At 43.6% G+C, this 22,926-nt stretch carries 22 protein-coding genes; 8 read left to right on the forward strand and 14 right to left on the reverse strand.

Translation table 11 applies throughout. The annotated features are described in order from the left end of the window. Positions 1–263: 263 nt before the first annotated feature. The 4 genes from rpoD to rpsU form a co-directional block, all read right to left on the reverse strand. On the reverse strand, positions 264–2,096 hold the full coding sequence (gene rpoD, locus MARME_RS05110; RefSeq protein WP_013660188.1) for an RNA polymerase sigma factor RpoD: 1,833 nt from the start codon (positions 2,094–2,096) through the stop codon (positions 264–266). 109 nt (positions 2,097–2,205) lie between these two features. Further along, positions 2,206–4,269 (reverse strand): DNA primase, encoded by a 2,064-nt coding sequence (gene dnaG / locus MARME_RS05115; protein WP_013660189.1) that lies wholly within the window; start codon positions 4,267–4,269, stop codon positions 2,206–2,208. A gap of 22 nt (positions 4,270–4,291) precedes the next feature. Further along, positions 4,292–4,738, reverse strand: coding sequence for a GatB/YqeY domain-containing protein (locus tag MARME_RS05120; protein WP_013660190.1), 447 nt, complete (start codon positions 4,736–4,738; stop codon positions 4,292–4,294). Between the two features lie 146 nt (positions 4,739–4,884). Continuing rightward, a complete protein-coding gene (gene rpsU / locus MARME_RS05125; protein WP_013660191.1) occupies positions 4,885–5,100 on the reverse strand; it encodes a 30S ribosomal protein S21 in 216 nt (71 codons plus the stop codon). Between the two features lie 393 nt (positions 5,101–5,493). Here rpsU and tsaD point away from each other — a divergent pair, with 393 nt between their 5' ends. Next, positions 5,494–6,528, forward strand: coding sequence for a tRNA (adenosine(37)-N6)-threonylcarbamoyltransferase complex transferase subunit TsaD (tsaD, locus tag MARME_RS05130; RefSeq protein ID WP_013660192.1), 1,035 nt, complete (start codon positions 5,494–5,496; stop codon positions 6,526–6,528). A 115-nt stretch (positions 6,529–6,643) separates the two neighbouring features. Then, positions 6,644–6,997, forward strand: coding sequence for a dihydroneopterin aldolase (folB, locus tag MARME_RS05135; protein WP_013660193.1), 354 nt, complete (start codon positions 6,644–6,646; stop codon positions 6,995–6,997). Here folB and MARME_RS22655 read toward each other — a convergent pair. The 8 genes from MARME_RS22655 to MARME_RS05175 form a co-directional block, all read right to left on the reverse strand. Continuing rightward, entirely contained in the window at positions 6,975–8,090 is a 1,116-nt protein-coding gene (locus tag MARME_RS22655; RefSeq protein ID WP_013660194.1) for a tRNA nucleotidyltransferase, read from the reverse strand. The genes folB and MARME_RS22655 overlap by 23 nt on opposite strands. Before the next feature lie 71 nt (positions 8,091–8,161). Continuing rightward, complete coding sequence (glpE, locus tag MARME_RS05145; RefSeq protein ID WP_013660195.1) at positions 8,162–8,482, reverse strand: thiosulfate sulfurtransferase GlpE; 321 nt, start codon at positions 8,480–8,482, stop codon at positions 8,162–8,164. 149 nt (positions 8,483–8,631) lie between these two features. Then, entirely contained in the window at positions 8,632–9,444 is an 813-nt protein-coding gene (locus MARME_RS05150) for a symmetrical bis(5'-nucleosyl)-tetraphosphatase (protein WP_013660196.1), read from the reverse strand. A gap of 60 nt (positions 9,445–9,504) precedes the next feature. Then, positions 9,505–9,879, reverse strand: a complete 375-nt coding sequence (gene apaG / locus MARME_RS05155; protein ID WP_013660197.1) for a Co2+/Mg2+ efflux protein ApaG — start codon at positions 9,877–9,879, stop codon at positions 9,505–9,507. Further along, a complete protein-coding gene (gene rsmA, locus MARME_RS05160) occupies positions 9,879–10,679 on the reverse strand; it encodes a 16S rRNA (adenine(1518)-N(6)/adenine(1519)-N(6))-dimethyltransferase RsmA (protein ID WP_013660198.1) in 801 nt (266 codons plus the stop codon). Before rsmA ends, apaG begins: the two co-directional genes overlap by 1 nt. Before the next feature lie 11 nt (positions 10,680–10,690). Continuing rightward, positions 10,691–11,698 (reverse strand): 4-hydroxythreonine-4-phosphate dehydrogenase PdxA, encoded by a 1,008-nt coding sequence (gene pdxA, locus MARME_RS05165; protein ID WP_013660199.1) that lies wholly within the window; start codon positions 11,696–11,698, stop codon positions 10,691–10,693. 44 nt (positions 11,699–11,742) lie between these two features. After that, entirely contained in the window at positions 11,743–12,960 is a 1,218-nt protein-coding gene (locus MARME_RS05170) for a peptidylprolyl isomerase (protein ID WP_223295013.1), read from the reverse strand. A 44-nt stretch (positions 12,961–13,004) separates the two neighbouring features. Next, a complete protein-coding gene (locus MARME_RS05175; protein WP_013660201.1) occupies positions 13,005–15,266 on the reverse strand; it encodes an LPS-assembly protein LptD in 2,262 nt (753 codons plus the stop codon). A 220-nt stretch (positions 15,267–15,486) separates the two neighbouring features. Here MARME_RS05175 and djlA point away from each other — a divergent pair, with 220 nt between their 5' ends. After that, positions 15,487–16,278, forward strand: a complete 792-nt coding sequence (gene djlA / locus MARME_RS05180; protein ID WP_013660202.1) for a co-chaperone DjlA — start codon at positions 15,487–15,489, stop codon at positions 16,276–16,278. A gap of 33 nt (positions 16,279–16,311) precedes the next feature. Here the strand turns inward: djlA and MARME_RS05185 are convergent, their stop codons facing one another. Further along, positions 16,312–17,295 (reverse strand): alpha/beta hydrolase family protein, encoded by a 984-nt coding sequence (locus MARME_RS05185; RefSeq protein WP_013660203.1) that lies wholly within the window; start codon positions 17,293–17,295, stop codon positions 16,312–16,314. Positions 17,296–17,362: 67 nt separating this feature from the next. Between MARME_RS05185 and rpe the strand changes: the two genes are divergently transcribed. Both rpe and MARME_RS05195 read left to right on the forward strand, forming a co-directional pair. Further along, entirely contained in the window at positions 17,363–18,037 is a 675-nt protein-coding gene (rpe, locus tag MARME_RS05190; RefSeq protein WP_013660204.1) for a ribulose-phosphate 3-epimerase, read from the forward strand. A gap of 32 nt (positions 18,038–18,069) precedes the next feature. Then, entirely contained in the window at positions 18,070–18,729 is a 660-nt protein-coding gene (locus MARME_RS05195; RefSeq protein WP_013660205.1) for a phosphoglycolate phosphatase, read from the forward strand. A 65-nt stretch (positions 18,730–18,794) separates the two neighbouring features. Here the strand turns inward: MARME_RS05195 and MARME_RS05200 are convergent, their stop codons facing one another. Continuing rightward, complete coding sequence (locus MARME_RS05200) at positions 18,795–19,877, reverse strand: mechanosensitive ion channel family protein (protein WP_013660206.1); 1,083 nt, start codon at positions 19,875–19,877, stop codon at positions 18,795–18,797. Positions 19,878–20,353: 476 nt separating this feature from the next. Between MARME_RS05200 and MARME_RS05205 the strand changes: the two genes are divergently transcribed. The 3 genes from MARME_RS05205 to trpC are packed head-to-tail and all read left to right on the forward strand — an operon-like array spanning position 20,354 to position 22,823. Next, the gene (locus tag MARME_RS05205; protein WP_041647769.1) at positions 20,354–20,932 is read left to right on the forward strand and encodes an anthranilate synthase component II; all 579 of its coding nucleotides are present in this window, start codon (positions 20,354–20,356) and stop codon (positions 20,930–20,932) included. A gap of 13 nt (positions 20,933–20,945) precedes the next feature. Continuing rightward, positions 20,946–21,983 (forward strand): anthranilate phosphoribosyltransferase, encoded by a 1,038-nt coding sequence (trpD, locus tag MARME_RS05210; protein ID WP_013660208.1) that lies wholly within the window; start codon positions 20,946–20,948, stop codon positions 21,981–21,983. Positions 21,984–22,010: 27 nt separating this feature from the next. Then, the gene (gene trpC / locus MARME_RS05215) at positions 22,011–22,823 is read left to right on the forward strand and encodes an indole-3-glycerol phosphate synthase TrpC (protein WP_013660209.1); all 813 of its coding nucleotides are present in this window, start codon (positions 22,011–22,013) and stop codon (positions 22,821–22,823) included. The last annotated feature ends 103 nt before the right edge of the window (positions 22,824–22,926 follow it).

Consider the following 22,926-nt stretch of genomic DNA (forward strand, 5'->3'; position numbering starts at 1 on the left):
GAAATCGTTAGGTCGAGTGAATAATTGACTGAGCCGTTTAGGCTGCCTTAAGTGGGTCGAGTGTGACAAATGTAAGTTGATTATTGCGAGCGTTTTGTACAAGTGATGCTTACCAAATACTCTAAACTACATGATTTTAGTCTATGACAAGTTTGGCAATAATGGAAATAAAAAATCCCCAAAAGGCGAAGCCATTTTGGGGATTTTATTCGCTTAAAGGCAAGAAACCTTGTTTCTGCTGTAAAAGCGCATTACCTTTCGATTTATTCGTCTAAGAAGCTGCGTAAGTGCTCGGAGCGACTTGGATGACGAAGTTTACGCAGTGCTTTCGCTTCAATTTGACGGATACGCTCGCGTGTAACGTCAAATTGTTTGCCTACTTCTTCAAGAGTATGATCTGTATTCATATCAATACCAAAACGCATACGAAGTACTTTTGCTTCACGGGCGGTTAGGCCTGCAAGAACCGTCGTTGTAGACTCTTTTAAGCCTTCGATTGTTGCAGTATCGACAGGAGACTCTGCACCATCATCTTCAATGAAATCGCCTAAGTGTGAATCTTCATCATCACCGATAGGTGTTTCCATAGAAATAGGTTCTTTGGCGATTTTAAGCACTTTACGGATCTTATCTTCAGGCATATCCATGCGCACAGCCAGTTCTTCTGGCGTTGCCTCACGACCCATTTCTTGAAGCATTTGACGAGAAATACGATTCAGTTTGTTGATTGTTTCAATCATGTGAACTGGAATACGAATAGTCCGCGCCTGGTCTGCGATTGAGCGAGTGATTGCCTGGCGAATCCACCATGTCGCATAGGTTGAGAATTTGTAACCACGACGGTATTCGAATTTATCGACCGCTTTCATCAAACCAATATTGCCTTCCTGAATAAGGTCAAGGAACTGCAAACCACGGTTTGTATATTTTTTAGCGATCGAGATAACCAAGCGTAGGTTGGCTTCAACCATTTCTTTCTTCGCACGACGTGCGCGAGTTTCGCCAATCGATATGCGGCGATTGATTTCTTTTAGCTGTGCGATGCTCAGACCCGTATCTTTCGAGATGGCTCTTAGCTTACGTTGGCTGCGAGAAAATTCGGCTTCATTCTCTTCGAGTGCTGCTGAATAACTTGCAGACAAATCGATCTGTTCTTGTAACCAACCTGGGTTAGTTTCATTGCTTGGGAAGCGCTTCAAAAATTCAGTACGAGGCATTCCCGCTTTGCGAACACAGACTTGCATGATCAGGCGCTCTTGCTCTCGCACTTTATCCATGCGAGAACGGACACGATCAATGAGGTCATCGAACAATTTAGGTACAAGTTTAATCGGAGCAAAACTAATACTAAGCTCTTCTTGTTTGGCTCGAACTGCTGGATCTTGACGATCGCTGTTTTCAAGTAAAGCAAGAACTTCGTGATGAATGCGTTTGATCTCGTTGAAACGGCGAGCCGTTTCTTCTGGATCTGGACCGCTTTCTGTTTCTTCCTCTTCATCGTCGTCGCTTGACTCTTCTTCGTCAGATTCGTCTTCTTCCTCTTCAACGACTTCTTCAATCACTTCCTCGAAGATGGGTTCTTCGCCATCGCCATCAATGAAGCCACTAAAGATATCGCTTAAGCGACCTTCTTCTTCAACGGTTCTAGCGTAAGTATCAAGAAGAACATCTACTGCACCAGGGAAGTAAGACAATGATGCCATGACTTCACGGGTACCTTCTTCGATACGTTTAGCTATGGCAATTTCGCCTGCACGAGTAAGGAGCTCAACGGTACCCATTTCACGCATGTACATACGTACTGGATCTGTGGTACGAGCAACATCTCCTTCAACGGCTGCGAGAGCGGCGGCTGCTTCTTCAGCTGCTTCTTCGTCCGTCGAGTCGCCTTCTTCCATAAGAAGGCTTTCTTTATCTGGGGCATATTCTGAAACCACGATCCCCATATCGTTGATCATGGCTACAATTTCTTCAACCTGCTCTGGGTCTGACAGGTCATCGGGAAGATGGTCATTAACTTCCGTAAAAGTTAAATAACCTTGTTCTTTACCTTTGGCTATCAGTTCTTTGAGACGTGACTGTTGAGTGTCTGACATTCGACAACCTATCGTTAGAATTCGTTTGGGGTTAGCAAGCCGCGTATTATACTGAAAAAGGTATAAAATTTCCAGTTATAGTTGCTTTTTGCACGTTATTTAAGCAGTTTTATTTCTTTAATTTTTGTTGTCGCAAATGTTCAACCATTGCTCTGTAATCTTGTTTGCCATCTTCACTTTTAATGTAGTCACTTCCTTTACTTTTCAAGCGCTGTGTTGAGTTATCTGTTCCTAAATTTCGTTCTAATGCGCTAATTAAGTCTGAAATTTCTTGGGTGGCGTTGACTATTTTTTCTTTTGTATGGGCATCGCCGTGGTTGAGAAGGTGTAAAACTCGGTTGCCGACGTCAGTATTTTTTTTATTAAAAATAAAGTGCCCAGCATTGTGGTCTGGGTGTTTATTGAAATAGCGCCATACCGTGCTAAGGGTTTGGGTTGCTTCATCTGAGCTGTTTATTAGTGGGTCTGGAACGTCAATGCTTTTGGCGACATTTGGGTGTAACACTAAGCAAAGTATTGCATGTTCGATTGCGGAAAGAGGTTTGGGGGCTTGAGGTAATTTGGGTGTATCGAACTCTTTATTTATGTAATTGTTTTTGTAGTTGTTTTTGTTGTTACTACCAAAGCCACTTTTCTTGTTAAAACCGCTTTTTTTACGAGACCCTCCTCCAAACTCACTTCCGTAAGAATGGTCGATAGGTGCCACTGCGTAATCGTCGTACTCTGCTTGGGGATGGGGGTAGTCGTCGTAATGATCTGTGCTATAAGAGAGATCATTTCTTTGGTCTGCTTGAATCTCGTTGCTATAAGCGTGCTGTGAAGGTTCGTTTTGTTGGTTTCTAGCCGCTTCTGTATAGCTTGATCTTTTCGTTGGGATGGCGACTTGGTTTAATGTCTCTTTTTCGATCCCCGATTCTTTTGATAGCTGTTTTAGTAAGACAGAACGGTAAGTGATGTCATTCGGAATTTGCTGGATCAAGGACATGGCGTTGCGTGCAAATTCCGCGTCGCCTTCTTCATGGTCTAGTGTCACTTGATTTCGTGCGTGCTCAAATAGCACGTTTGCAAGTGAGTTGGCATCCTCTAACCGTGCTTGAAAAGCGTCTTGACCTTCTTGTCTCACCAGTGAATCAGGATCTTCGCCGTCAGGTAAAAATAGAAAGCGTACTTGTTTTCCGTCTTGCATCACGGGGAGTGAGGCTTCTAAGCCGCGAATAGCCGCCGCTCGGCCAGCTTTGTCGCCGTCGAAACAGAGTGTGATTTTATTAACAAGTTTAAATAGCTTACGAATGTGTTGGCTATTTACCGATGTCCCAAGTGTTGCAACAGCGTTTGTAATACCATATTGAGCAAGGACGATAACGTCCATGTACCCTTCAACAACAATAATATTGTCTAGGTTTTGTGTGTTTTGTTTCGCCTCAAATAAGCCATATAGCTCATGGCTCTTATTAAAAACAGCGGTTTCTGGAGAGTTTAAATATTTCGGCTTTTCATCCCCAAAGGCTCGTCCACCAAACGCGATAACACGTCCCCTACTGTCGCGAATAGGGAACATGATTCTATCCCTAAAGCGATCATAGTATTGGCCTTGCTGGTCTTTTTTCTCGATCAGCATACCGCCATGAAGAAGCTGTTCTTGCTGCTCTGCGCGTTTGCCAATCGCTTTTAATAGGTTGTCCCATCCGGGCGGAGCAAACCCCAATCCATAAACTTTGGCTATTTGGCCAGAGAGCCCTCGTTCCGAGGCTAAATAATCCGTCGCTTTTTTCTTGAACTGGCTTTGTGTGAGTTGGCTTTGAAAAAAGTGAGCACTTTCTGTTAGGCGTTTTAATAATTCCGCGTTCTGCTCGTAGCGGTCAGGGGCGCCTTTCTCTTTCGGAACTTCTAGACCGGCGTCTTTCGCCAGCACTTCAATCGCTTCAACAAAATCTAGGTGGTCATGCTCCATGACAAAGGAGATTGCGTTGCCGCCGGCACCGCAGCCAAAGCAATAATAGAATTGTTTATTCGGATTTAAGCTAAATGAGGGTGTTTTTTCGTTGTGAAAAGGGCATAACGCAGAATAGTTTTGCCCTGTTTTTTTTAGTGTGACGCGAGACGAAACCACATCGGTTATGTCTGTGCGAGCGAGAAGCTCGTCGATAAATTGATCTGGTATACGTCCCGACATAATGCTCGTTAGCCGTTATTAGTTAAGCAATAAGTGCTTTTACGTGTTTGCTAACCACACCCATGTCGCCTCGTCCTTGGACTTGAGGCTTAACAATTGCCATAACGGCACCCATTTGCTGCATGCTATTTGCGCCAGTTTCTTCAACTGCTGCTTTTACAATTGCGATGATTTCGTCTTCCGTTAGAGCGGTAGGCAAGAACTCGCTAATGATTGCGATTTCTTTTTGCTCTATTTCGGCTAAGTCGTCACGTCCGCCATCCGTAAATTGCTGAACGGAATCTTTGCGTTGCTTAACCATTTTATCTAGTACAGCGAGAATGCGTGTATCGTCAACGTCAATTCGCTCATCAACTTCAATGCGTTTAATCTCGGCAAGAATAGTGCGGATAACGGTGACGCGCTCTTTTTCCTTCGCTCGCATTGAGGCTTTAAGTGTATCTGAAATGGTTTTCTTTAAGTCAGACATAAGGGGTCCTATAGTATGCAGTATCAGAAACAAAAAAACGGCTAGTTGAGAAACTAACCGTTCTGATGTGTTAATCAGAATCTGATTAACTTAGCACATTAACTGGCAAATTTAAGCAGTAAGTGCTGCGCGTTGTACAAAAATTTCTAGTACAAGCGTTGGAATTTTTTCTGCTCACGAGAAACTTTCTTCGCATGACGTTTAACAGCTGCAGCTGCTGCACGCTTACGGAGAGTTGTTGGTTTCTCATAGCACTCGCGACGACGTACTTCAGCAAGAACGCCTGCTTTTTCACAAGAGCGCTTGAAACGACGTAGAGCGATGTCAAATGGTTCGTTATCTTTAACTTTTACTGATGGCATTAATATCACCTTAAATTGGGTTTATACGTTTAAAATAAACGGCACGAATGATACAGATTTTTGTACCAGACTTCCTCATATTTTGATCAATATGATGCCGTATGGCGGTTCGACCTGCTACTAACCACTATCAATTGAAACTAATCAGAGAATGAAAATCGGATTAGATTGGAATAATAGTGCATTTTTAACTAGGTACTTTTTATTTCTAAGCCTAGGTTTTCGCTACTGTGTGAGCGAAGAAATTAGAATCACCTGCCTTTTGATTAAACGTTAAAACGCGCGAGATTATATAGAGCTGATCAAGAGCTGTCTATATAAAAATCAAACATGATACAAAACAGCCTCACAATTGAGGTACAATGCGCGGCAAATGTATCGAGAGAGAACATAATGAAAGTACTAGGTCTTGAGACTTCCTGTGATGAAACAGGTATTGCGATTTATGATACGGACGCTGGGTTGCTAGCACATAAAATCTATTCGCAGATTGAGCAACATGCAGAGTATGGCGGTGTTGTCCCAGAATTGGCGTCTCGAGACCATGTTCGAAAAACATTGCCTCTTATTGATGACGTATTAGAAGAGGCTGGTTTAACTAAAGCTGATTTGAGTGCGATTGCCTTTACCAGCGGCCCAGGGTTAGTGGGGGCATTAATGGCGGGGGCGACGATAGGGCGCTCTTTAGCGATGTCTCTCGATATTCCTGCATTAGGGGTTCATCACATGGAAGGCCACTTATTAGCGCCTATGCTGGAAGATGAACGACCTGATATGCCATTTATAGCGTTGCTTGTTTCGGGTGGGCACACTCAGCTTGTGCGAGTAGATGCCATTGGTAAGTATAAATTATTAGGGCAGTCTTTGGACGATGCTGCTGGAGAAGCGTTTGATAAAGCCGCAAAGATGATCGGACTGCCGTATCCAGGTGGACCGTATATAGCGTCACTTGCAGAGCATGGAAACCCAGATTCGGGGATAAAGTTTCCTCGCCCCATGACAGACCGCCCTGGACTGGATTTTAGTTTTAGTGGGTTGAAAACGGCCTTTCTAACAGCGGTACACGAAGCGCTCGATGACGAGCGTTTTAATGAACAATTTAAATCTGATATTGCGCTTGCGTTTGAGCAAGCGGTTGTTGATACCTTAGTAATCAAATGTCGTCGAGCACTTGAGCAAGAAAGTCTTAAACGCTTGATTATAGCCGGTGGTGTGAGTGCCAATAAAAGGCTTCGTGAACAGCTGGAATCAAAATTAGCAAAAATAGGTGGTAGTGTGTTCTACGCGCGACCGGAGTTTTGTACTGATAATGGCGCAATGATTGCGTATGCTGGCGCTCAACGATTGAAAGCGGGACAATCATCTCCGTTAAACCTTTCAATTAGGGCGCGCTGGCCTTTGTCTGATCTTGAGGCTATTGGCGTTTAAAACGAGTGGAAACCTTTGCGTGACGACTGCGCTCTCCAAAACGAGGCTTTCTTGTGGTGTCGTGCAAAGGTTTCCAGTGACGTCGTATCGAATTTAAAAAGGCAATGGATGTAATATGAAAGATCTTGTGTTGATAGAAGGCCTGCACGTTGACGCCGTGATTGGTGTGTATGATTGGGAAAAAGAAATTCTTCAAAATTTGGTTTTTGATTTAGAAATGGCTCACGATAACCGTCCTGCTGCCGCAACGGATGATTTGTCGAAGACGCTCGACTATGAGGCAATATCGAATTTTATTAAACAATATTGTCTAGAGAATACCTTCGAATTAATTGAGACCTTAGCGGAACGGCTTTGTGCAAAGCTAATGGATGTTTTCGAATTTGAATCAATTCTTATGACGCTTCGTAAACCTGGTGCAGTGTCTGCTGCAAGAAGCGTCGGAGTTAAGATTTATCGAACCCGTTAATTAGCGGGTTATCGGTAATAGAGTCAATGGCATCCGCTTTTGCTTTCTTAATTGCATTACCTAATTCTGCCCCTGTATAGCCTTGCGACATCAACTCTTTAGGAGATATTGATTGTGCTTGTGCGAGAAGTGAAACCCAATGTTTGGAGTGAACGTCTACTACCAATGATATTAAATAGGTTAATTGGTAGTATCTTTCTGGCTTTTTTAGTGCAGATATTTGTGTAAGCCATGCTTCCCAGTTATCGCCAGAAAGGGGTAGTGTTTTGTTTTTTAGAAAATCGCAGAGTGTTTCGCTCAGCCATTTAAATTCATTGGGGACTTTTAGATTTGCATTAAGTGCTTGTAGTTGATGTATTTCTAACCCGCTACACAGTAAGGCCCACCTTTCAACGCTTGTTAACTCTTTATCTGATGATATTTTTCCAAGGTTCTGTGGTTGAGTAATGTGCGTCGTCAGGACTGGAAAAATACTTGTTGTTGCGTCGACTTGATTGAGTATTTTGAAATAGGTAAGGAAGTGTGGGTACCCTAGGGCTTTTTCGGTTTCTTTCCATACTCTTTCGGGAGTGAGGGCGGTTAGTTCACCTGATGCACTAATGTCTTTCATTAGCCTAAGTGTTTCATTCGCGATGCGAAACTCGAAGTCTTGGAACCTTGCTGCAAATCGAGCTACCCTGAGAACTCGTAAAGGGTCCTCTACAAAGGCATCGGACACATGGCGAAAAACTCTGTTCTCTATGTCTTGTGTGCCGTGAAAAGGGTCATAAAGGCGCCCGTTATTGTCTTTTGCAATAGCGTTGATGGTAAGGTCTCGACGTTCTAAGTCTTCTTCGAGTGAGATGTCTGGCGCGAAGTCGCAAATAAAGCCTGTGTACCCTTGACCAGACTTACGCTCTTTTCGTGCAAGGGCGTATTCTTCTTTTGTTTTTGGATGTAGAAAGACAGGGAATTGTTTGCCTACCGCTTGATAGCCTTCAGATACCATTTCCTCTGGCGTTGACCCAACAACAACCCAGTCTTTGTCGTAGACTGGAAGCCCTAGAAGTGCATCTCTGACAGCACCGCCAACCAGATAGACTTTTTTTCCCATTACTCTCTCGATTTGCCGCTTATGTTCTTTTAAGGGGGCTTACTAATAAGCGTTGTGGTGAATGACTAGTATTATGCACCGAACTCACATTGTTCAGGATACATGGCACTCCATTGGCTAAAACCGCCATTTAAAGAGTAGACATCAGCAAAACCTTGGGCAGCTAAGTATTCAGCGGCGCCTTTGCTGCTGTTGCCATGATAACAACATACGATCACAGGAGTGGCTTTATCAGAGTTGTTAATAAAAGCTTCAACATTGTCATTATTGAGGTTGATCGCATCCTGCATATGGCTTGTCTGATAGCTGACGGCATCGCGAATATCGACGACAATAACTTCTTTTTCTATGATTGGAAGAGCATCGGTTATATCAATACACTTATAAGTCATGCTTTCTCTCTGCTGATTGAATGTCTAATGATTGGTTATTTTTACGTTTCTATGGTGTTTAGCCATTGATTCTTGTTGTTCTGCGTATTCTAAGGCTATTTTGTGGTGGCTACTCTACGATGCCACTATAAACATATTACTATCTTTAATTAAGTTGGGCATGGTGTGCTATAGAGGGTTTTATCTTCTAATCTCATCGCGGTCAATGCACCGCCCCATACACAACCTGTATCTAATGCGTGTATATGCTCTTTGTAGGTGTTTCCTTCTAATGCAGCCCAATGACCAAAAATCACGTCGTAATCGTCTGCTTTTTTTCTCGGGTAGGAAAACCAAGGGGCATAGCCACTTATTGCGGAGGTTGGTCCCTCTTTTGATTTGAACTCAAGTTGACTGCTTTCAGTACAAAAACGCATACGGGTTAGGTAATTCGTTATTGTGCGAAGCCTGTCCATTCCAATTAAGTTGTCGTCCCATTGATCTGGCTTATTACCATACATGACAGCCAGAAAATCATCAATTCTGTCAGAGCTAAGCGTGCGTTCAACTTCCTGTGCGTAGCGTTGAGTTTCAATGCTATCCCAGCAAGGAGGAATACCAGCGTGCGTCATGACAAATTTCAAGACGTTATCTATATGGCACAATGGGCGGCTTTGTAGCCATTCCATTAGTTCATCTCGGTCTTCTGACAGTAAAATATCTGCCAGTGTATCATTGCGCTTTAGGCTTGCGTGACCTCGCATGACCGCAAGCAAATGCAGATCGTGATTGCCAAGAACAACGGTTGCCTTATCTCCCAGAGACTTCACGAACCGGAGGGTTTCGAGAGACTCAGGTCCACGATTGATTAAATCACCGGCAAACCATAGACGATCTTTATCTGGAGAGAATTCAATTAAATCGAGTAGCGTCAATAATGGTGTTAGACAACCTTGTAAATCGCCAATGGCATAAGTAGACATACTGACTATCCTGCGTAGAGATAAAGCGGAATCCGTGTAGGCATATTCATTGACGACTCTCTAATGGACCTGATTTGGAACAGCCAGAGTAAAAGGTTTGATGCCTGCATCAAACCTTGTTCCGTCGTCTGCGATGAACTGGTAACTTCCGTGCATGCTTCCAACAACCGTGTCCATGACCGTGCCACTTGAGTATTGGTAGGACTCGCCAGGGGCTAGATGTGGAAAAGCGCCTACTACCCCTTCACCTTTGACTTCCTGAACCCTTTCATCGCCATTGGTTATCACCCAATGGCGAGACTCAAGTTTTGCGGGCTGGTTACCGCAATTTGTCATGGTTATGTGGTAAGCAAATACATAGCGGTTGTCGGACGGCTCTGATTGAGCAGAGATATACTCTGTTCGTACGGTCACGACGATATCGTATTCTTCCATTATAATGCCTTCTTTTCATGCAGATAATTGGCAATACGAACGAAATCAGGGACATCTAGACGCTCAGGGCGGAGTGTCGGATCGATCTGAATCGACTCGAGCTCTTCTGCTGTGAGTGTTCCTTTGTAATTGTTTCGCAGAGTTTTTCTGCGCTGCTGGAAACCTATTCTAACCGTGTCCTCAAGACCTTTTAGATCGTGAGCGACAACGGGAAGTGTCGTATAGGGTGTCATGCGTACAATTGCGGAGTCGACTTTTGGCGGTGGGTCAAATGAATCTGGCCCGACAATAAACAGCGACTCTACACTGCAAAAATATTGCGCCATAACACTTAAACGTCCATAGAGACTGTCGCCCGGGCGTGCTGCAAGTCTATCGACTACTTCTTTTTGAAGCATAAAGTGCATATCGTCGATGACATCAGCTTGTTCTAGGAGATGGAATATGAGCGGTGTCGAAATGTTGTAGGGGAGGTTACCGACGACTCGAATATTTCCTTCGGTTGCAAGCTGCCTAAAGTCGAATTTCATAGCGTCGGCTTCATGGACGCGAAGGTCTGGATATTTAAACAGGTTTACTTTTAAAATTGGAATCAGATCTCGGTCTAATTCCACAACATCCATGCTTTTTGTCGCACTAATAATGCCTTCTGTTAATGCGCCTTTACCTGGGCCGATCTCGACGACACGTTGGCCTTCTTTTGGCGCAATGCATGCAACAATACGACGAATAATTCCCATATCGTGTAAGAAGTTTTGGCCAAATCGTTTTCTGGCTTTATGTGGTTGTGCTTTGCTCATCTGGATACTTTTTATATTGACGCTTTTTTAGCGTTATTGGCCATTTCAATGGCGTGCGTGATTGCGACTTTGAGGCTGCCGTCATTTGCTTGGCCTGTGCCAGCTAAATCTAATGCAGTACCATGGTCAACAGACGTTCGAATAATCGGCAAGCCAAGCGTTATGTTAACGGCGTTACCGAATCCTGAGTATTTTAACACAGGCAGTCCTTGATCGTGATACATGGCCAACACGCAATCGGCCTCTTTTAGATACTTTTCTGTAAATAACGTATCGGCTGGCAGAGGGCCAATAAGGTTGATCCCTTCGTTTCTTAAGCTGTCTAGGGTAGGGGAAATAATCTCAATTTCTTCCATTCCTAAGTGGCCGTCCTCACCCGCATGTGGGTTCAAGCCACAGACTAGGATAGTCGGCTTAGTGATTCCATAGCGATTGATTAGGTCTTTATTTAAACCACGTGCAACCAGACGAATGGTATCTGGAGTGATGGCGTCAGAAATGTCTTTCAAAGGTAGGTGAGTGGTTACCAGTGCTACTTTCATTGCGTCGCTTGCAAGCATCATAATCACTTGTGGTGAGTTGCAGAGCGTCTGGAAAAACTCAGTATGACCAGAAAAGTGCTCGCCTGATTCACATAGAATGCCTTTGTGAACAGGCGGTGTCACAATAGCGTCGAATCGATCGTCTAGGCACCCCTTCGCTGCTTCCGACAAAGTCTCTAGTACATAAGGTGCATTTTTAACATCAAGCACTCCAGCTTCGACGGGAGCAGATGCTGAAATAGGAAGGATATCGATGCTACCAGACTTGTGAACGGGGCAGTCGTCAACTGACGAACAGATATTAATATGAATATCGATGCCCAGTGCATTTGCTCGTGCTTCGATAACCGCAGGGTCGGCAAGAACAATAAGACGAGCCGGAAACGCGTCTTGAGACGCGCTTATTATAATATCTGGGCCTATACCAGCCGGTTCGCCCGATGTGATTGCAATGATAGGGAAAGATGTTTGAGGCATTGTTATTTACCTAAATGATGTTTGTTTCACTGTTTTAATGTGCGTTATTTAACGCGTGGGCCTTTTACATCAATAAAGGCGCTCTCCTTCAACTCATCGAGCCAATTGCTAAGAACAAAATCTTGTTTTTGTGCAACAAGTGCTTTCTCGGCTTGTTGTTGTTTGACAGACTCGCTAATGTCTTCTTTTCTGCGGTCTTCTACTTTCAAAATATGCCAGCCAAATTGGGATCTAAAAGGCTTGCTGACAGCGCCTGTTTTCGTTGCTGTCATAACTTTTTCAAAAGCAGGCACCATCATTCCTAGTTTAACCCAGCCTAAGTCGCCCCCTTGAAGGGTGGAGCCTTGGTCATCACTGTATTCGCTTGCAAGGCCTGCAAAATCTTCTCCAGACATTGCGCGTTTATAAAGTTCATTAATAAGTGCTACTGTTTGTTGCTCTGTACGAATCTCGTTTGGTTGTAAAAGAATGTGCCTTGTTTTTGTTTGTGCTTGGAGCTGTACATTCGCTGAACGCTTTTCAATGACCCAAAGTAAGTGGTAACCAGCATTACTTTTTAGTGGGCCTATTAATGGGCCTTTTTGGGTATTAATTGCCTTGGTAAATAGGGCGGGTAGTTGAGAAACGGGTCTCCAGCCTAAGTCTCCACCTTCTAACGCAAATTGGCCATCGGAATAGGTGATCGCCTGATTGATGAAGTCATTTTCAGATGCAATACCACTTGCGATCTGTTTTATTTTAGCCAACGCTTCTGTTTCGTTTTTTGCTCTCACAATAATGTGGCGTAAGTGCAGCTCATTTTTACTTGATTGAGTGTTTTGACTCGCGCTTATAAAATCTGAAATCTCCTGTTCAGTAATGGATATTCTGTCTTTTATTACACGTTGCTTAACAGCATTGATGAGAATTTCGTTCTCAATTTGCTGTCTGTATCGGCTGTAGTCAATACCTTGGCGACTGAGAAGTTGTTTAAGGCCGCCTAAATCAGTTGAAAACTTTTGCGCTACGTTTAAGACTGCTGCATCGGTGTTTTCTTGCGGGATCCGAATTCCAAGACGCTTGCCGTAGTTGATTTGTACGGTTTCTTCGATCAGTTGATTGAGAATCTGGCGGCGAATGCCTGCTGTCATCACACCACCGGGAATCCGGTCCTTAATGACTTGAAATCGTGTATTAATATCGCTTTCAAGTAACGGCTGAGAGTCAACGATTGCGACGACCCCATCTAATAGCTTTGGGGCGGCGAAAAGTGGAGAGTTCATTGTTACTACTATGCTCAACAGCAAAAAGAGCTTTTTCATCATGTTTAGTATCCGGTGTTTCCGTTATTCCAATAGTCTTTAGCGACGCTTGAGAGATCAGAGTTTTCTCTACCGACGTTACTTAAACTTCTTAATATAAATTGTAAATAGATGCCTTGGTCTAGCTCGCTGCTATCGTTAAGCCAGCTTTGATAGCTTAGCGCCATTTTGACACAGCAATTTTCAAAGCCTAGTCCTGTGACCTTCTTTGTTTCTTTATGTTCCAATAAATCATAGGTTTGTTGGTGGAAAAGGTGCCAGTTCTGGTTTAGTGGAACAATTGCAGAAATATTCGATTGCTTGGTTGTTCCAACTGGCTTACCCGTTGTCTCATCTTCCTCTTCTTCATAAGAGAAAGAGCTTTTCAACACAACCCCGCTGTCAGGTGTAAGCGTCATCGATATTTGAGCTAGGTCAATAAGCTCCTCATCAAGGTCGTAGTTAAGGTTGTTAGTTAGACTGAAAAGGCTACCATTTTTGTATGTTATGGAAGTAAGCAATGAACTTCTTGGATCATCGTCTACCACATCTCCCGTGTTTCCGCTGATGTCTACGCGTCGATCTTCTTGATAAAATACTTGACCCGCTTTGAATGCCCAGCGTTCACTGCCATTACCGTCGTAAAATTTACTCTCTAACCCGAATGCTACTTGATTGGTATCCCCAATACGATCGTTGCCGCTAAATCTTGTATGGTTGAATGCAGTGCTATAGGTAAGCGTTGTTTCACTGGCATCGAAATCAGGTATATCTGATTGATCTAAATAGGGGGCGTATAAATAGGTAAACTTAGGCGTCAATGTCTGTCTCCAGATCTGGTCGCTTAGTTTAAAGCTTCTTTCAAATACGACTTCGCCATCGAGGTAATACGACAGGTGATCAAGGGTTGATGTAGACTCTTCTTCGTCAGTATAAGAATAAAGATTATAGTCACGATATTGATGTAATATACCTGGCGATAATGTCCCCCAAGCGTTACTGGCTTCTAATTCAATGGTTTGATTTAGTACGGTACGCTCGCCGTCTACATCCTCTTCATCAGGCTCTAGAAAATCAGTGTATTGGAATACTGGTTTATAATTGAACCACGTATTAGCGTATTGGTAGGAGGCATCAATGCGTGGTAACCATTCTAGAGGACGGTCTTCATCTTCGTCAGGCGTTTGGTATTCTTTTTGTGTCACCTTTGCAGAAAAGTTCCCTGCGTTGAAATTAACAAATGCACTGTGTTCGTAATTGTCTTTTTCCCCTAAAGACGTTGTGTTTTTAAGTGGAACACCGTCTTTTGTAGGGTTGTCTTCGATCAATAGTCCGGCGCTTAGATATTGATTAAATGTTTGCTCGGTGTTGAATTTTCTCAGTGTTTTTTCACCGACATGCTCGTCAATGAAAGTGGACTGTTCAATCGTCGTTGTGCCATAGGGGCTTAAATGCCTGAACTCAACATCAACACCTTCCCCTTCATTTTCAACAAAATGAGGCGTAATTGTTGCGTCATAGTTAGGGGCTAGATTCCAGTAAAAAGGCGCTGAAACGCTAAACCCCTCGTCTGACGAATAACCAAAGGATGGAAACAAAAAGCCAGTTTGACGGCGGCTATCAATAGGAAAGCGTAGCCAAGGGAAATAAAATATGGGGTTGCCATCAATACGAATTTGTACGTGTTTGGCGGTTCCGAATCCTGTATTAGGGTCTAAGGTAATGCTACTGCCATAGAGCTCCCAGCTTGACGAGTTGGGTTCGCACGATGTGTAAAATCCTTCTTTTATGAAAATCACACCGCTTTGGCTTTTTACGAGAGACTTTGCTTCCCCGCGAATACCTTGGTTATGTGAAAGAAAGCGGGCGTTGTTAAATTCAGAGTCTTGTAGTGAGCCCTCTTCGGATAGTTGACTAGAATCGCTTCGTATTATTTGGTTTTTTGCTCTGAGCGTGACATCACCGTTGGCTTGATAAAATTGATTCGGAGTACCATCTATGGTATCGGCTTCCAGTGTGCTTTCCGGTTGAATGAGCTCTGCTTGCCCTTTCATATGGACATTACCGGAGGCGTCTCTATAAATCACGTCAGCGAGTAGCTGTGTTTGTTCTCCGTCAGGTACCCGCCAATTATCAATGTAAGCGCCGCTGCAATATTTGTTGAGAGACGCTTTTTGAGATGTGGTGAGGGATTCTCTAGGTACCCAGTCCCACTCATTTGCTTGTGCAATGGAAAATATGAAGAAAGTTGGGAAAATGAAAAAACAGTTACGTAAACAGATCGCCATTCAAGATATACTTAGTTAATGTTTCATCTGCTCATTGGAATTACATCCAAGAGGCCAAAAGGGAAATAAGACAAGTTAACTTGTAAAAACCACTTTGTGTAAGATAAGTTGTTTATCTAAAGTGGGATTTTCGACCTTGCAGTGAGAGTTTTGTTCCCTAAGTGACAAATGATAATCTAACCATCCCGTATGAGCTACCGATTCTGGAGAAATATCTAATATGTGGAAAGTAATTGGCGCGCTGGTGGGCCTATTTGCTGGTAACTTCCTTTGGGCCGTAGCTGGCTTTATTGTTGGCGCGGCTGCCGACGAATACACTAAAAAAGGTAAAAGCGGCTTTACGTTTAGTAGGGCGGGCATAAGAGAGCAGCAACAAGCTTATTTTAGAACGCTTTTTATTCTTATGGGACGACTGGCGAAAGCCGATGGACAAGTCTCCCAAGAAGAGATCCAGCTGGCTCAAGCTGTAATGCAGCAGTTGCGCCTGTCGCCTGAGGCGCAAAAAGAAGCGCAGCGTTTATTTAATGAGGGCAAAGATGCAAATTTTGACCTAAATAGTTTGCTGACTCATTTTCGTCAAGCGGTGTCCTCTGACTTATTGATTCAATCTTTGGTCGATACATTGCTGGTGTCTGCCTATGCAGATGGCCACTTTAGTCTTCAGGAAAAAGCACTTGTTTCTCAAATATGCGCGCATTTAGGGATCAGTGTTAGTCAGTTTGATGCGATTCATGAAAGAGTTAAACAGCAATTTCATTTTCGACAGGGTTACCAGAATGCACAAGGTGCAGAGACATCCGCAGATCTACTGGATTCTGCTTATCAGCTTTTAGGTGTCACGAAAAGCATGTCTGACTCCGAGATTAAAAAGGCTTACAGAAGGCTAATGAGTCAGAATCACCCAGATAAATTAAGTTCAAAAGGGCTTCCAGATGAAATGATTGAGCATGCGAAACAAAAGACTCAAGAGATTCAATCTGCGTATGAAATGATAAAAAAATCCAGGAAGTAGTATTCTTTTTAGCATTATTATTGTATTTAACGTTTATTCCACAGGGCTTTTATAGAAAAGCCCTTTCTTGAATTCAGGCAGTTCTTTGTTTTGTGAAGACTGTGTTGTGTTTTGCTTTAGAAACCCCCACACACGTTGCTCTAAGCGTTTGTCGGCTGAATTCCCGAATCGGGCGTCAGGCAATGCATCGATTTGCACGAACGCATCTGATGAGTTTCTTCGTTTGTTCGAAGCTTGTTGACGCCATTGTGCAAATCTATGGTCCGATGGTAAGCGATCAAAATAGTAGTCCAACACAGGAATTCTGAGGCTCTCTATACTTTGGCTAAGCTGATATTCGGAAGCCGGAGGAACCGTTTTTATATCTACAAGAATAAGTGCTTGGCCTGCAATCCCTCTATCGGCAACGTATTTTAGGGCGTACGCCGCGCCAGAGCGATGTCCCAAGTAGGCTGCGTTTTGATAGCCTTTTTCACGAATTAACGCAAGAGCCGCATCAATTCGGTCGAATACTTTTTGTTCATTTGTCAGTGTGACACCGCCATCTGTTGGAGGTGTTGGCGACGAGTTGTCTGAATCACTATCGGAATCATTACTTGGAACGGTGGTAGGGGTTGCTCGACCTGCTATGTCGGGTACTTCAATGGACAGAGTACACCAGCTATGAGATGGAAGGTTTCGTCTAAGTGGCGAGATAACCTGAGGCCAATCTGGGTGAGCGTGGTCTTCGTGAAGAAACAGAACACAACCTTGGGGATCGCCTGTTCCCGATTCATTAAATAGGCCTAGAAAGTCCTCGGTTCCATCATCGATCGTTTCAATTTCATGTGAGTAATTTGGTTGAAGCCTGAGAATTAAACCTTTAATCCGAGTTTGCTGTGGCGTGGGCTTAACATACTCTCCTTTTGAAGAAGTTGGCGTCTCCGGTGTTGCGTCGTCATCTGCGGCAAGTACGAACGAGGGAAGTGCTGATATAGAAAGTGCAGATATAAGTAGGTAGAGTACTTTTTTCTTCATAGATTCGGTACTTATGCTAAGAGCCTTTGATACTATAGCGGCTATTGTGTCATTGTCGGAGCCAGATATGAAAGACTTTATTATTGCCCCTTCCATTTTAGCTGCTGACTTCGCCCGTTTAGGCGAAGAAGTAGATAATGTTTTGGAAGCAGGAGCGGATATGATCCATTTTGATGTAATGGATAACCACTACGTTCCAAATTTAACCATTGGTCCAATGGTGTGTAAAGCACTTAGAAAACACGGTGTTACTGCCGATATCGATGTTCATCTAATGGTGAAGCCAGTAGACCGAATCATTGGGGATTTTATTGAAGCGGGCGCAAGTATGATTACGTTTCATCCTCAAGGAAGTGAGCATATTGATCGTTCATTGCAAATGATACGAGAAGGCGGCTGTAAATCGGGGCTTGTGTTTAATCCTGCAACGCCTCTGAGCGAACTACAGTATGTTATGGATAAAGTGGACATGGTGCTGTTGATGTCTGTTAACCCTGGCTTCGGTGGTCAAAAATTTATCCCCGCTACATTTGATAAATTAAAAGAAGCTCGCAAACTTATTGATGAAAGTGGATACGATATTCGACTTGAAATCGACGGTGGCGTCAGCGAAAAAAATATCGCGGAAGTTGCTCGTGCTGGTGCGGATACCTTCGTTGCAGGATCGGCTATATTTGGTAAGCCAGATTATAAAGCGGTGATTGACGCGATGAGAGCAGAGCTTGCAAGTGTTTCAGTCTAAGGGGAATTGAAGTGAGGGTACCTAAACACCTAATGTCTTTATTTGAGGGTTGGCCCGATCTAGTGTGTTTTGATTTGGATGGTACATTGATTGACAGTGTTCCTGATATTTCAAAAGCGCTTGATATTGCATTGCAAAGTGTTGGTGCAGCCAAAGCTGGAGAAGAGAGAGCAAGAGCTTGGGTAGGGTTTGGTTCCTCAAAGCTTGTCTCGCAAGCATTGGAGTGGTCAGGCATATCGATAGACACTCATGAATCTTGCCACAGTGCTTTCTTAAAGGCGTATTTTGAGTCTGTGAGTGAGAACACGACGTTATATCCTAATGTCGAGGCCTTATTGAAGGCGTTTAAATATAATGGCGTTCCTATGGCGCTTATTACCAATAAGCCAAGTGTATTTGTAAAGCCGATACTTGAGCATTTTGGACTCAGTGATTATTTCAGTTGGCAGCTAGGTGGCGACACATTAGAGGAGAAAAAGCCCTCCCCAGTTCCTCTGCTGCATTGTTCTGAATCGATAGAGGCCGCGCCTGAACGTTGTCTAATGATTGGCGATTCGGTCGCTGACGCCAGAGCGGCGCAAGCCGCAAACTTCAAAAGCGTCTTAGTGAGTTATGGCTACAATCATGGGATTGAGCTTTCGACGCTCAATCCCGACGTGGTTATCGACGACTTAGCAGAGCTTCTCATGTAACGAAAGTGCTGACTGTGACGTCGCATAACGCTTTCATTTAAGCTAAAAGCTCAAAAAAGACTCTGTTATTCAGAGTCTTTTTGTATATGCAGCGTTTGAGTTGGGAAGGCGATCTCAGCCCCTTCATTGGTAATGATGTCCATAACCTTGAAAAGGACATCTTGTTTGACTTTGTGGTAGGTCCTCCAATCTACCGTTTTGGTAAACGTATAGATAAAGAAGTCTAGAGATGAGGGGCCAAATTGATTGAAATTAACCATGTATATTTGGTTAGTGTCTAACTCTGGATGCGCTTCAATCATCTGCTTGATTTTATCGACAATGGTTGAAAGCTTGTCTGCATCGTCATACCTCACGCCAATGGTCTCTTTTATTCTTCGATTGGTCATACGCGATGGGTTTTCAACAGAGATAGTCGAAAAAGTGGCGTTCGGAACATATAGGGGGCGTTTGTCAAAGGTTCGAATGCGAGTCTGCCTCCAGCCAATATTTTCAACGGTGCCTTCAATATCTTGGTCCGGGGAGCGAACCCAGTCTCCGACAGCAAAAGGCCTGTCTAAATATATCATTAGACCACCAAAGAAATTTGCGAGTAAATCTTTTGCTGCAAAGCCGACCGCTATACCACCTACGCCACCAAATGCGAGTACCCCCGACATACTATAACCAAGCGATTGCATAACGATCAGGATGCCGATAATAACGACAGACGCTCTAAGTAGCTTGCTTACCGCGCTTGCTGTCGTGATATCAACGGTCTTTTTGACTTTATCAGGTGACGTTAGGATGTGTTCAACGCCCTTGATGCAGCGCCATAAAAACCAAGACATTAGGGCTATGATGCCGACTTCGCGGCATAATGAGATGATGTCGTGAATACGATCGTCAAATTTCGTACGAAATATTTCGGCGATAATGATCAAGCCGATAAGCCAGATAAAGGCAATAAGCGGACGTCGCGCGGCCTTAATGAGAATATGGTCCCATGGTGTTTTTGTCTTGGATAATTGCAATTCCAATCGTTTCAATGTCCGTTTTACAATGTAGCTGGTAAGAAACGTAGTAAACGAGACAATGCATAATTGAATGGCCCAGTGCATCTGGGTGTTTCCTAAACCGAGGTACGCCTGTAAGTCCTGCCAGTTCATTTTTTAGCCTTATTTTTAGACGGATGACACTGCATTAGTATAAGAAAAGATCTTATCATTTTTTGGACGCTAATATTCAAGTTACCGATAGGGTCTATTCGGTAGAAGACAGTGATTAATTGAGCGTGTAGAATGCTTTTCTTTTGTTATTAGCCTAGAAGAGGCGCGAACAAGTTCACTGAATTCAGCGTGTGAGTATTTCTTCTCTATTCGAGGTAGGCTTTGCGGTCCAATATTGAATGTATTGGTAAAAAAGTTAACAAGAATAAAGGGAGCGCAGGTTTGACTCGAAATACACACTGCCTTTGGGGCTTTCAGATAAACCGTTTATTTTTTAAGAGTGATTAAAGGTATTAACAATCCTGCCCACTCTCGCGTTACTAGACCGTTTCTCTGCTAAGACTGAATCCTATAAGACTTATTCGCACTTTCCTAATGGCTTAATTTTTATCAACATGAGTGAACGAACCGTTTATATGCTATTGATGATTGATAACTTTGACTCCTTTACCTATAACTTGGTTCAATATTTTAGGGAGTTAGGTGAAACTGTTGAGGTGTACCGAAATGACAGTATTTCACTCAAGGAAATTGAGCAGTTGAATCCGACGCATATTGTTATCTCACCAGGGCCGTGTACGCCCAACGAGGCGGGTATCTCTTTGGAGGTCATTGAGCACTTTGCAGGTAAAAAGCCGATATTGGGTATTTGCTTAGGCCACCAAAGTATAGGTCAGGTCTTTGGTGGAACGGTAATTCGTGCTAAAACAGTAATGCATGGTAAAACGTCCCCAATACTGCACAACGATAGCTCAGTATTTCGTGGTTTACCCAGCCCATTCACAGCAACACGATATCACTCCCTTGTTATTGATAGCGCGGCTTTATCTGATTGCTTAGAAATAACGGCTTGGACAGAAGATGAGAATGGTGTGCTGGATGAGATTATGGGGATTCAGCATAAAGAATTTGATATTGAGGGTGTACAATTTCACCCTGAATCTATTTTAACAGAGCATGGTCATGCGTTGTTGGCCAACTTTCTTAAGCGTTAGGAGTAGAAAGCGAGTGGATATACGAAACGCCATTGCGAAAGTCGTCGAGCGACAAAACTTAACTGGTGAAGAAATGATGACCGTTATGACGCAAGTCATGACAGGGCAGGCAACGCCTGCTCAGATAGGTGGATTTCTTATTGCTCTTCGTATGAAAGGGGAAACGGTTGCTGAAATTACCGCTGCGGCTAGAGTAATGCGACAATTGTCTACGAAAGTCGAGCTTAATCAGGATCATGTCGTTGATACTTGTGGAACAGGCGGCGACGGCAGCAAATTATTTAATGTTTCGACGGCCTCTGCTTTTGTCGTTGCTGCGGCAGGCGGTAAAGTTGCTAAGCATGGTGGGCGTTCTGTTTCGTCGAAATCGGGCAGTGCTGATCTATTGGAGCAAGCTGGAATTTATCTTGGCCTAAGCGCTGAAGAAGTCAGCCGTTGTGTAGAAGAAATTGGGTTGGGTTTCATGTTTGCGCCTAACCACCATTCTGCCATGAGGCACGCTGTAGGGCCACGTAAGGAAATGGCAACAAGAACCCTGTTTAACTTGCTGGGGCCTTTGACAAATCCTGCCGGTGCAAAAGCTCAAGTGATGGGCGTTTTTGGCAAGCAATGGGTTCGACCAATTGCAGAAGTGCTAAAAGAACTTGGCAGTGAGCACGTTATGGTTGTGCACTCAGAAGATGGCTTGGACGAGATTAGTATTGCTGCTCCCACTTTTGTAGCCGAACTTAAAGACGGTGAAATTACCGAGTACACGATCACCCCAGAACAATTTAACCTCGAACTTCAATCATTAGAGCCGATAATGGCATTTAATGCGGAAGAAAGCCTAGTGTTGGTGAAATCGGCGCTGGAAGGAAAAGGAAAAGTGAATCCGGCACGTGATATTGTTGCATTGAATGCAGGTGCTGCGATTTACGTTTCTGGTGTCGCGGATACATTAGCAGAAGGCGTTGCTATAGCTGAAGACGTAATTGGCGGAGGGTTAGCCAAAGTAAAACTGTCTGAGCTTGCGAGTTTTACTCGTTGCTTTAAAAAAGTGGAAAAATAATATTTTATATCGGTTAGAGAACACACTATGCAAGTTGACACACCTACAATTTTAAGAAAGATTATTGCTCGCAAGTACGAAGAAATTGAAGAGCGCCAACAGCGTACTCCTTTGTCTAATCTTGAAATCGCGGTCACAGCGGCAAATGCCCATAATAAACCTCGTGGATTTGCGAAAGCCATGCGTGCGAAAATTTCGCAAGGTAAAGCGGCTGTTATAGCGGAAGTTAAAAAAGCCTCTCCAAGTAAAGGCATTCTTCGTGATCACTTTGTGCCGAAGGAAATTGCTAAATCTTACGAAAAAGGCGGAGCAGCTTGTTTGTCTGTTCTCACGGATAAAGATTTTTTTCAGGGCCATGAAGATTTTCTTGTAGAGGCACGTGCCGCGTGTGATTTGCCTGTGATTCGAAAAGATTTTCTAGTTGATGAATATCAAGTGATGGAGGCAAGGGCGATCGGCGCAGATTGTATTCTATTGATCGCAGCGTGTTTGTCAGGTGAGCAATTACGAAAATTGGATGCGATGGCACGCGACCTTGGTATGGATGTGCTGGTGGAAGTGCATAATCGAGCTGAGTTAGATCTCGCTCTAGAATATACAGATACCGAGCTGCTTGGTATTAATAACCGCGACCTTCACACGTTCGAGCTCAGCTTACAGCATACTTTTGAACTTATGGGGCATGTCCCTAAAGATAGACTGATTGTAACGGAGAGCGGCATTCACACTCGCGATGATGTCGCTGCAATGAGAGAAAATGATATTCACTCCTTCTTAGTTGGTGAGGCCTTTATGAAGGCTGATAACCCTGGTGATAAACTGGCTGAATTATTCAAATAAGCGCGTTTATTTGGTCGGTTAAGAGCTGCCTTGCTGGCTAAGAGCTATCTCGCTAGTTAAGTACTAAAGGTTACTTACCTTTTAAAAAGGTGAATAGAAAAAG

Source organism: Marinomonas mediterranea MMB-1, assembly GCF_000192865.1.
Lineage (GTDB): Bacteria > Pseudomonadota > Gammaproteobacteria > Pseudomonadales > Marinomonadaceae > Marinomonas > Marinomonas mediterranea.